17 protein-coding genes are annotated in these 8,826 nt (G+C 66.1%); 16 read left to right on the forward strand and 1 reads right to left on the reverse strand.

The annotated features are described in order from the left end of the window. The first annotated feature begins 119 nt into the window (after positions 1-119). The 16 genes from HUT12_RS23575 (at position 120) to HUT12_RS23650 (ending at position 8,038) form a co-directional block, all read left to right on the forward strand. Positions 120-1,262, forward strand: coding sequence for a hypothetical protein (locus HUT12_RS23575; protein WP_176094790.1), 1,143 nt, complete (start codon positions 120-122; stop codon positions 1,260-1,262). 94 nt (positions 1,263-1,356) lie between these two features. Continuing rightward, positions 1,357-2,184 (forward strand): helix-turn-helix domain-containing protein, encoded by an 828-nt coding sequence (locus HUT12_RS23580; protein WP_176094791.1) that lies wholly within the window; start codon positions 1,357-1,359, stop codon positions 2,182-2,184. Next, entirely contained in the window at positions 2,181-2,549 is a 369-nt protein-coding gene (locus HUT12_RS23585) for a hypothetical protein (protein ID WP_176094792.1), read from the forward strand. Before HUT12_RS23580 ends, HUT12_RS23585 begins: the two co-directional genes overlap by 4 nt. Before the next feature lie 157 nt (positions 2,550-2,706). Then, positions 2,707-2,940, forward strand: coding sequence for a hypothetical protein (locus HUT12_RS23590; protein ID WP_176094793.1), 234 nt, complete (start codon positions 2,707-2,709; stop codon positions 2,938-2,940). Positions 2,941-3,139: 199 nt separating this feature from the next. After that, a complete protein-coding gene (locus HUT12_RS23595; RefSeq protein ID WP_176094794.1) occupies positions 3,140-3,616 on the forward strand; it encodes a DUF6011 domain-containing protein in 477 nt (158 codons plus the stop codon). Further along, entirely contained in the window at positions 3,616-4,263 is a 648-nt protein-coding gene (locus HUT12_RS33385) for an HNH endonuclease signature motif containing protein (protein WP_176094795.1), read from the forward strand. Before HUT12_RS23595 ends, HUT12_RS33385 begins: the two co-directional genes overlap by 1 nt. Positions 4,264-4,389: 126 nt before the next feature. Beyond that, positions 4,390-4,608: a hypothetical protein gene (locus HUT12_RS23605; protein WP_176094796.1), complete on the forward strand. Its 219-nt coding sequence runs from the start codon at positions 4,390-4,392 to the stop codon at positions 4,606-4,608. Positions 4,609-4,623: 15 nt separating this feature from the next. After that, a complete protein-coding gene (locus tag HUT12_RS23610; RefSeq protein ID WP_176094797.1) occupies positions 4,624-4,827 on the forward strand; it encodes a hypothetical protein in 204 nt (67 codons plus the stop codon). Then, positions 4,824-5,120 carry an FHA domain-containing protein gene (locus HUT12_RS23615; RefSeq protein ID WP_176094798.1) on the forward strand — a complete coding sequence of 99 codons (297 nt, stop codon included), beginning with the start codon at positions 4,824-4,826 and terminating at the stop codon, positions 5,118-5,120. The genes HUT12_RS23610 and HUT12_RS23615 overlap by 4 nt, the downstream gene beginning before the upstream one ends. Continuing rightward, entirely contained in the window at positions 5,107-5,322 is a 216-nt protein-coding gene (locus HUT12_RS23620; protein WP_176094799.1) for a hypothetical protein, read from the forward strand. Before HUT12_RS23615 ends, HUT12_RS23620 begins: the two co-directional genes overlap by 14 nt. Beyond that, complete coding sequence (locus tag HUT12_RS23625) at positions 5,319-5,762, forward strand: hypothetical protein (protein WP_176094800.1); 444 nt, start codon at positions 5,319-5,321, stop codon at positions 5,760-5,762. The genes HUT12_RS23620 and HUT12_RS23625 overlap by 4 nt, the downstream gene beginning before the upstream one ends. Further along, the gene (locus HUT12_RS23630; RefSeq protein ID WP_176094801.1) at positions 5,759-5,941 is read left to right on the forward strand and encodes a hypothetical protein; all 183 of its coding nucleotides are present in this window, start codon (positions 5,759-5,761) and stop codon (positions 5,939-5,941) included. Before HUT12_RS23625 ends, HUT12_RS23630 begins: the two co-directional genes overlap by 4 nt. Beyond that, on the forward strand, positions 5,941-6,375 hold the full coding sequence (locus HUT12_RS23635; protein WP_176094802.1) for a hypothetical protein: 435 nt from the start codon (positions 5,941-5,943) through the stop codon (positions 6,373-6,375). The genes HUT12_RS23630 and HUT12_RS23635 overlap by 1 nt, the downstream gene beginning before the upstream one ends. Positions 6,376-6,398: 23 nt before the next feature. Further along, positions 6,399-6,851 (forward strand): hypothetical protein, encoded by a 453-nt coding sequence (locus HUT12_RS23640; RefSeq protein WP_176094803.1) that lies wholly within the window; start codon positions 6,399-6,401, stop codon positions 6,849-6,851. A 276-nt stretch (positions 6,852-7,127) separates the two neighbouring features. Further along, the gene (locus tag HUT12_RS23645; RefSeq protein ID WP_176094804.1) at positions 7,128-7,487 is read left to right on the forward strand and encodes a hypothetical protein; all 360 of its coding nucleotides are present in this window, start codon (positions 7,128-7,130) and stop codon (positions 7,485-7,487) included. Beyond that, a complete protein-coding gene (locus HUT12_RS23650) occupies positions 7,484-8,038 on the forward strand; it encodes a hypothetical protein (RefSeq protein ID WP_254876937.1) in 555 nt (184 codons plus the stop codon). The genes HUT12_RS23645 and HUT12_RS23650 overlap by 4 nt, the downstream gene beginning before the upstream one ends. Before the next feature lie 278 nt (positions 8,039-8,316). Here HUT12_RS23650 and HUT12_RS23655 read toward each other — a convergent pair whose 3' ends face one another. Then, complete coding sequence (locus tag HUT12_RS23655) at positions 8,317-8,817, reverse strand: hypothetical protein (RefSeq protein ID WP_176094805.1); 501 nt, start codon at positions 8,815-8,817, stop codon at positions 8,317-8,319. Positions 8,818-8,826 lie beyond the last annotated feature (9 nt).

The following is an 8,826-nucleotide window of genomic DNA, read 5'->3' on the forward strand; positions in this document are numbered from 1 at the left end:
GGGGCCTGTGACCAGCGCAAACCCATTTGCCCGCGAAGACAGAACAGGACCGACCAGTCGATGCCGAAGATACCTAGGCACGCTACCCGTACGTCTGTACGGGTAGGCGGTGGTGCCCGGTGACCTCTAACACGGAGCCGCAGAGCCCGAGCGACCCCGGCTGGGTCAGTCGTGCCTGCATCGCCTGGGTAATCGACGAGGCGCCCTGCCCCACCGAACTTCTTCCCGTGCTCACCACCATCGCCCGGCGATGCAGCAACGACGGCACTGGCTCGTACCAGTCGAAGGCGACGCTGGCGAAGAAGACAGGCAAGTCTCGCGATCAGGTGGATGCCGACGTGAAGAGGCTGCTGGAACTGGGGCTGATCCGGCTGGGCGACCCGGCGGTACTCGACGGCTCGAAGATCCCCGAGTGGCAGCGCCCGATCGTGTACGACGTCGCCTTGGAGATGCGCGGAGAGAAGCCGACGAAGGCTGGGCGGAACAAGAGCGGCAAGAACACACCAACCCCACCCCCCGGTATGGATACCCCCGGGGGTACGGGTACACCCCCCGGTACCGATACCCCCACCCCGGGGGGTACGGATACCTCCCCACCCGGGGGTACGGGTACCCCCCAAAGAAGCCCTTCTAAGAATCCTTTGAAGAACCCTTCTTCTCTCTCTGCTCGTACGTCGCTGCCGGGTCCGCGTGACCCCGGCGACGACCGAGAGAGAGACGGCTCGACTTCGTCAGAAGACCAGACCTCAACCCCCACCACCGCCGCCCAGCAGATGCTCGCCAAACACGGCGTCCACGGACTCGAAGCCGACCAAGCCGAAAGCTGGATCCGCCGCAACGTCGAACACCCCATCCAAGGCGACGGCTGGTGGTACGCCGCCGACGGCAACGGCAGCCTCAACACCTGGGTTCAACGCTGGCGAGCCAGCCTCACCCCACAGTCAGTCGAGGTCGAAGAGATCCAGTACTGCCCGCTGCACTCCCGCTTCCCGCTCTACAACTGCAACGTCTGCTGGGGCGACTGGATGGGCGGCGACGACCCGTACACCGGCCGCGAGGATGAACGTCCGCCCGGCTGGTGGGAAGCGTACGACCGGCAGAAGCGCAGCGGTGAACGCGGACGGTCAGCGGAGGCGGAGAAGTCCGCCGGATGGATGGCGCTGCCAACGAGCGGCGACGAACGACCGATCATGCACCCACATCACCCCAACCGGCTGATCAACAGCCACGCAAACCCCGACCGCTACGACGTGAAGCTATGACCCGGAAGGAGCCCACGCGCTGGATGCTCGGCGCGGCAGAACTGCAACTCCCAGATGTCTCGCATGGTCGCCTCCGCGCGGCTACCATGCCGTCATGGCCGACAGTCACGAACGAGAAGTGCCTGCCTCGCCAATCGAAAAGTTCGGACAGCTCATCCGGGACCGCCGCCAAGCCCACGGCTGGACCCAAGACGACCTCGCCGAACGCTCAGGTGTCGGCAGGGTGTCGATCATCCGGCTGGAAGCTGGAAAGTTACGCGCCCCCGAACCTGGAATCGTTCGATCTCTCTGCGTTGCCCTTGGTATCGACCCCAGGCGTGGCGCTGTCGCAGTCGGGTACCTCACCGAATCTGATCTATCCCCCGACGACACGCTCGTCAACGAACTCAACCGAGCTGCTCTCGGCGCAGGCGCCACGATCCGGGCCGCCCGCATCAAACTCGGGTGGAGCCCCCAGCATCTCGCCGACCGCGCCGAAGTTGACGTTGAGTATGTCAACGCGATCGAGGCTGGAACCGTGCGGTACGCGGACCCGGAGCACGTTCGCCCCATCTTCGCCGCCCTCAACATCCCTCGCATTCAACTTGCCGCAGTCGGACAAGACGAGGACGCGCCAATACCCGGGCGCCGCAACATCGATCAAGTCCTGGAACTGCTCGAATCGCCGTCGATCCCCGATGCGACCAAGTTGGCGGCGATCGACTACCTGCGATACCTGCGCGCCGTGCTTGAGGCGCGGGGGCCCTCCGCGACTGAGCGCTTCAGTGCCGCGATCGGGAAGCCGCACCCCGCACCCCTCACACCTGACGAGCTTGCCGAGTTCGAACGGGAGATGGACGAACTCGACGCCGCTGTCGCTAGCCGCTACACCGGCAAGCGGCGCGTCGACACGCCTCCCTTCTCGCGTCGACTCACCGCATGACCGTTCGGCCGCCGAGGATTCTCGACGCGACTGCGATCGTCGGCTTCTTCCACGACAACCGTCGGCTCTTTCGGCTTCGGCAGATGGCGGACGAGGGCAAACTGCAACTGGTGTTTCCCACCACCGCCATTGCGGAAGCTCAAGCGGTGATCGATCACAGCTTCCACAGTTGGTACGCGCTGATCGAGGGCGACAATGTCCGGTCAGTTGGTTTAGCGGAACATGCTGCGATCGAGTGCGGCACATGGCCCGGATCTCTTGTGGTGCGGCATGTCGCCTACGAGGCCCGCGCTATGCGAGGCGTGGTCGTGACCTGCGATCGGACGCTGTACAAGGACTACGACCTGGACGTTCACGTCCTGTAGCCGCCGTCAACGTTTGTGCCCGACCAAGAAATTTGGTTGGGCTATGGGTCGTGCGCCTGGTGGCGCATCTGGCCGAGCATGGCCGGATGGATCTGCTCTCCCCCGCCGTTTCGCGCGGATGACTTTGACCAGCACAAACTGTGAACCGGAGGAACCCATGACCATCAGTCAGGATCACGTCCCGCTGCGAGAGTGGGAGCCCGAGTACCGCGAGCGTGTCGTCCGCCGGGACGCCCCCGACACTGCCGGCACCGTCGTCCGCTGCGACCGGTTCGGGCATGTCGCCGACCCGTACTGGCGGGTGTCGGTGCGTTGGGATGACGGCGGGGTGGAGCACAACGTGGAAACGTCGTCGCTGATCCGGCCGGACGGAACGCAGGGCCGACGATGAGGCCGCTGCTGCCGTGGCATTGGTCCCTCGCCGGACCGACCAAGCCGCGCCCCGCCGACCGTCTGCTGCGCATCCTCAACGTGCGCGGCGGACACGTCGCCACCTTCCGGCGGCTACTGCGCATCGGCCCATACGGGGTGATCCTGCTGCGGTACCGGCCAGGCCATGTAGACGAGCCACGCATGGAGGAACCGATCCCATGAAGCCAGCCGCAACCCATCAAAAAGCAGCCAAGGGCGACGGTGCCGACTACTTCGCTGTCCCCGACCCCACCAACCCCCGCCAGATCACCTACTGGCGGCGCACCTCCGGCCGTCTCAAGCCGTGGCCGGCGAAAGCCCGCTACGGTCCGGTCCTGTACCGCACCGACCTGCCCGAGGGGCTGAAAGGCCAAGCCCAGCAGGAATGGATCATCCGCTGGCATCGGCAGCACACCTTCCCCTGGCATGAGGCGATTCGTGCCGCCGTCGACAGCGATCCCACCGGATGCGCCGCTCGGTTCGCCGCGTTCACCACCCGCTGCTGCCAGTGCGGCAAGCAACTACACGACCCCACCTCGAAGACGTACGGGGTTGGCCCGGACTGCCGGGACGGATGGCCTGACGCTGTGTTGGCGTTGATGGTGGAGGCGGTCGGCCGCGCCCACGCTGCTGCCGCCGCATTGGAGGCTGCCTGATGTTCGCTGACCATCCGCACACTGACCCCGGCGACGGTCGTACCGAAAAGATCTGCACGGTGCCTTCATGTGACCGCAAGGCCACAAGGCGAGGGCTGTGCGGCACACACTATGGGCGATTGAAGAGGGTCGGCGATGTCCAGGCCGATGTTCCGATCAAGGTTGCGGTTCCGCATCCCCCTACATGCAAAGTGGCTGGGTGTAGCCGGAAGTATCACTGTCAAGGCGTCTGCGAAATTCACTACAACAGGTATCGGCGGACGGGCCTTTACGAAATTGCCCAGACGAAAAAGTTCGTTCATCGCTTAAGTCGAGTGAGGCCCGAACTGAAGGTTGCCGACTGCCTGGAGTGTGGCGCTGACGTGCCGCTCACCCTGAACGGCGAGACCAGGAAGGGTTACCTGCGCTGGCGTTGCTTCTATACCTCCAACAAGCCTTTCGGTTACAGAGCCACCAAGAAAAGCCATTGCGAAAACCCACTCTGCGCATGGACCGGCCCGTATCCGCCAGAGGTTCTGGATGTAGACCACATAGATGGCAACCACATGAACGACGAGCCGTCGAACCTGATGACTCTCTGCTCAAATTGCCACAGGATTAAGACCAAGCAGGAGCGAAGGAATCCGCATGCCAAACCACGAGTCTGACGACTCGACACCCCAAGATCCTGCGGTGACCCACTCCTGCAAGCGGGTGCCCGTGACGGCCGCAGCGCGGGAACGCATGGGACTGCCGCCCATCCGCCACGTCTCCGACGCCCCGGAGGCCACGCAATGACCGCCGCCCAGCCCACCCCGCAGCCAATGGATCTGCGGCACCTGGCGCTCATCCTCGACGCCGGCAAACACGCCGCCGAGCAGATGGGCGACGCCGCCCTCTGCCACACGCTCGGCTCCATGGCCGAGGTCGCCACCCAACTGCACCTCAACCCCGACGGGACGCTGTTCAACGTGGAGCGGGACTTCGCCGTGCTCGCGGACCGCCTCACCTGACGAACGGAGACGACTATGACCATTGCCCCGCACGTCGAGCAGGAACTGGAAACCCACCTCGCCCGGCTGCGCGCCGCCCAGCCCGGCATCACCGCCGGGGAGGCTGCACCGCTGCTGCCGGAGCATCTGCGGCAGCCGTTCTGGGAGCGCGCCGTCGGACGGTACCTGAAATCCGAACTCGCCAAGGTCGAGCCGGGCGAGACGGGGCCGTCCCGATGACCCTCGTCAGCTCGTTCACGATCGGCACCGCCGCCGACTGCGACGTGTGCATCCACACCGACCCGCACGTCTCCCCCCGCCACGCCCGCGTCACCGTCGACACCGACGGCAATCTGTGGGTAGAAGACCTCGGATCAATGCACGGAACCTGGCTGCAACTGACCGCCTCGGGCGGTGTTGGGAAGGTGCGAGTGAGGTCGCCTCGCCGCATGTTGCTCGGCGACACACTGTGGCTGGGCAGGCGCACCTCGATTCCGTGGGCTGCCAACCCAAGCCAGGATGCAGGCCGGTGAGACTCCCCGCGCGCACCACATGCCCGTCCAGCGGGCCGGCAACGCGATCCGCGCAGAACTAGACCGGTTGCAGGACGAACACGACCTCACCGACATTGAGATGCTGCGGGTACTGCTCGAACACCAGCAGAACATCACCAAGTACATGCTGCGGGCTGAGCGGCACCCCGACGACCTCGACCGGAAGGCAGACGAAGAATGACCACCACAGACAGCCCCACCTTGACGCGCGAGACGACCGACGGCACCTACCGCGTCTCCGGCGACGCCGGCAACGTCACCTACAACATGCGCGCCCGCGCCCTGCGCATCCACCGCAACGACGGCCTCTACGGCGGCTCAGGCGACTACAACCGCACCTCCTCGTGTGGTGCCGCAGCAGCAGCGGGCGACATCGACGCACTCTTCACCACGCTCGAAGACGAATACCTCGACCGCTTCACGCCCACCCCGGAAGCGCACAACGTCACGCCGGAAGACTTCCTCTTCTACGCGGACAACGACGGCGACCAGTTCCTGGAATGCCCACTGTCCGGCTGCCACTGGTACGAGTCGGTTTCCGGCCCGACGCTGCGACTCGGGCTGCGGATGGCTGCCCGCCACATCGAGAAGCAGCACCGGGAAGCGCAGGTGCAGCCGTGACCGCTCCACCTGCCGTCGTCGTGTACGCGGTCTGCCCCGACTGCGAAACCCCGCTACCGATCACCGTGACCGCCGAGCCGGGCGGACGCGCCGACGACGGCATGTTGCAGGTGGCCGTGCTGTCAGACAAGACGGAGGTGGAGGCACACAGCCTCACCTGCAACGGGATGACCGACTGATGACCGACTCCCCTATCCGCCGGCTGATCGAGCAGTCGTCGCTGGGCACCCCCGACGCCCGCGCAGCACGGGACAGCGTGTCGGATGAGACGGCCCAGCGGATCGTGGCCCGCGCAGCACAGCTCGCCGCCGACGACGTCTGGGAAGCGCGGCTTCAAGCCAAGCAGTGCCGCCCCTACTTCTGCCCCACCTCCGGCGACACCGAATGCTGCCCAGACCACTCCGGCTGGGACGTGTGCTGCGCCAAACCCCACCTGCACCGGCCGCTACCCCGCGAAGGCGAACCCGTCCGGCCGCCCAGCCTGTCGGCGAGGATGCTGCGGGTCGCCTGCCGTGTCGGACTGCACTTCACGTCGTGGGATCACCAATGGGACGGCTACCGGTGCGCCTGCGGCCGGAACCGTCTGGGCGCCGAACACATCCGCTGGGATTAGCGCCCTGCTGCCACCATGAGTCGGTGATCGAGGTTGTAGCCGCAGCAGTCGGCGTTATCGGGGCGCTGGCCGGAACCGTCCTCGGCGTGATAATCCAGCGCCGCCACCAGCGGGACGCGCTCATTCACGATGCCCGCCTTGCCGTGTACGCGGACATGTTCATTCACCTAGCCTCGACGGAGCGGTGGGTTGCTCGCCTAGTCGGCGAGTCCAGCGACCACGATCCTGTCCGCAACCTCGCCCCGCAGGATTTGGGGGCAATCAGCGGTCGGGTGCTGCTGCTGTGCACCCCGCCCACCAGGCAGGCGTGGCAGGAGTATTTGGACGCACTGCACGACTTGTCCTGGCTGGTCAGCGATTACACCGAGGATGAGGGACCCGTGGCGTCGGGCATCCCGACGCTGGTGCGCTTGCAGGCTGCGATTGAGGATGCGTACCGACGGGCTCGGGTTGAGGGCGGACTAAAGAACGAATAGACGCGTGACGTTCAGTGACGGCACAATGGGCGTATGGCTACCGTGAGCGAAGCCGACGAATTCTCGCACCTCGTACCCGGCCGGCTGTGGCAGCAGCAGCGCGGCACTGTGCTATGCCGCGCCCGCCAAGCCGCACGACGCAAGCGGAAGAACGCCGCAGGTGAACCGGTAGTGCACGTGGTGCTCGTCTGGCCGCAAGCCCAGGAGTAGGCTCCAACCATGCCCGCCCCGTCGGGGGGTGACGCCAGCAACACCCCTATCGGAGGGAGAACACCCATGGCCCTGTCACGCCTCGCGCAGCAGTTCGCCGACGAAATCCGGCAACACGACTGGTCAGACGCCCCCTACCGGGCCGACCGGGCAGGACACAACCGGGCAGACGACGCCCGAAACTACCCGCAGCTCCCCCAACTCGAACCACACCAAACCGACCTGGTTCGCATGAACGTTATGTGGGTGACCGCCCAGGTGCTCGGCTACAACGACCCCAACCTGGACGTGTACGAGTATGCGGAAGCGTGCGGTGTCGACACCCGCACCCGCGCCGGACGCCCCCGCTCCGGCAGCATCACCGCCGGCCTGCGAACCCTCGTAGACGGCGGCTACGCCCGCCCCGGCACCCGATTCGAGGCGTGACCGTGAAGACGATGCCCAACGCGCAGGTACTCGACGTGGTTGAGGGGCTACTACTGGCCGCCCAGCATCCCGACTATGCCGGTGCCGTCCGGTACGGCAAGGACAGCACGCCTGGCGGGCAGTCGCCGGCCGGGGTGAAAGCGGTCGCCTTGTCTGGGTCGACGTCGCTGCTGTGGTGTGCGGTCCCGGATCGCAACGCTAAGCCAGTGTCACCGGAGTTGGCGGCGGAGGCGATGGTGTGCATGCCGGGTCGTGCCCTCAACCTGCTGCGGCGGCTGCTTGATGTCGCCCGCCCGGAGCAGTTCACGTCGTGGGAGCTGTGTGGTGCGCCGGGGGTTGGTTGGCCTCGGCATGGTGAATCCCCCTCAGCCATCCGTATCACTGGCAGTGACGGTTCGGTAGCGTATGTGCGTGCTACTGCCGCGTCCGGGCCCGGCGGTAGCGCCGCCGAACCGAAGTCGGATCCGTGCCCGGACTATCAAATCCCTGAGGGGGTTCGACAGTGGCGCCACAGTCGAAGTGCAGCCAGTGCGGTGCCCGCACCGGTGTGATGCCGGGCAATCCGTGCCCGCCGCATCAGCCGCAAGGTAGTCGGGCGCGGTGTGAGGGCAGCGGCAGGCCGACCGTCAGTCTGTGAGTCGAGCAGCCCCGGCGTGGTTCCTTGGTGGAACTGGCCGGGGCTGCGTCGTGCAAGGTTCTGCTTTGACGGTTCGCTTATAGTCGATGTGCGGCCCGCGCCGAGCGCTCCACTCGCTCAGCCTGCGGGCCGTCCAACGTGAACGAAGCCTGACACCATCGCGGTGTCAGGCTTCGTCGCGTTGTGGACCCGTCAGGCGGCCCGCCAGCGTTTCCGCGAATCCGTGGCCGTCGTCGTGCACACCATCGGCTTGCCAGTCTTCGTCACCCCACGGGCACCCTGCCGCGAGCAGAACGAACCCGGATGCACACCCTTCGCCACATACTCGGTCGTGGCCTTCGGCTTCGGTTTCGTCGTCTTCGGGGCAGGCGTGGTGCGTTTCGGTGTCGGCGACTTGGTGGGTTTGATGCTGCGCGTCGGCGACGGCGTGGCGGTCGGGCTACCGGCGGTTGCCGTCTCGACCGCCACCTCCGGTTCCACGGCAGACGTGGCTGTGGGGGCGGGCGGTGGGATTTCGGCGGCACGTTGCACGCTCGCTGAGGCGGCCGGCTGCCCTGCGGGCGGTTTGTTGTCGTCGGTGAATGCGGTGACGACGCCACCGCCGCAGCAGAGCAGAGCGAGGGCTATGACGCCGCTGATGAGGGCGTTGCGGTCTTTCTTTGGCTTGGGTTTCGGTGTCGGGTAGAGGCTCACCCGTGGGAG

The organism is Verrucosispora sp. NA02020 (assembly GCF_013364215.1).
Lineage (GTDB): Bacteria > Actinomycetota > Actinomycetes > Mycobacteriales > Micromonosporaceae > Micromonospora.

Coding starts and splice junctions, on each gene's coding strand:
- HUT12_RS23625 (WP_176094800.1), top strand. CDS start 5,319: ATGACCACCACAGACAGCCCCACCTTGACGCGCGAGACGACCGACGGC.
- HUT12_RS33385 (WP_176094795.1), top strand. CDS start 3,616: ATGTTCGCTGACCATCCGCACACTGACCCCGGCGACGGTCGTACCGAA.
- HUT12_RS23615 (WP_176094798.1), top strand. CDS start 4,824: ATGACCCTCGTCAGCTCGTTCACGATCGGCACCGCCGCCGACTGCGAC.
- HUT12_RS23580 (WP_176094791.1), top strand. CDS start 1,357: ATGGCCGACAGTCACGAACGAGAAGTGCCTGCCTCGCCAATCGAAAAG.
- HUT12_RS23645 (WP_176094804.1), top strand. CDS start 7,128: ATGGCCCTGTCACGCCTCGCGCAGCAGTTCGCCGACGAAATCCGGCAA.
- HUT12_RS23585 (WP_176094792.1), top strand. CDS start 2,181: ATGACCGTTCGGCCGCCGAGGATTCTCGACGCGACTGCGATCGTCGGC.
- HUT12_RS23610 (WP_176094797.1), top strand. CDS start 4,624: ATGACCATTGCCCCGCACGTCGAGCAGGAACTGGAAACCCACCTCGCC.
- HUT12_RS23595 (WP_176094794.1), top strand. CDS start 3,140: ATGAAGCCAGCCGCAACCCATCAAAAAGCAGCCAAGGGCGACGGTGCC.
- HUT12_RS23590 (WP_176094793.1), top strand. CDS start 2,707: ATGACCATCAGTCAGGATCACGTCCCGCTGCGAGAGTGGGAGCCCGAG.
- HUT12_RS23620 (WP_176094799.1), top strand. CDS start 5,107: ATGCAGGCCGGTGAGACTCCCCGCGCGCACCACATGCCCGTCCAGCGG.
- HUT12_RS23635 (WP_176094802.1), top strand. CDS start 5,941: ATGACCGACTCCCCTATCCGCCGGCTGATCGAGCAGTCGTCGCTGGGC.
- HUT12_RS23605 (WP_176094796.1), top strand. CDS start 4,390: ATGACCGCCGCCCAGCCCACCCCGCAGCCAATGGATCTGCGGCACCTG.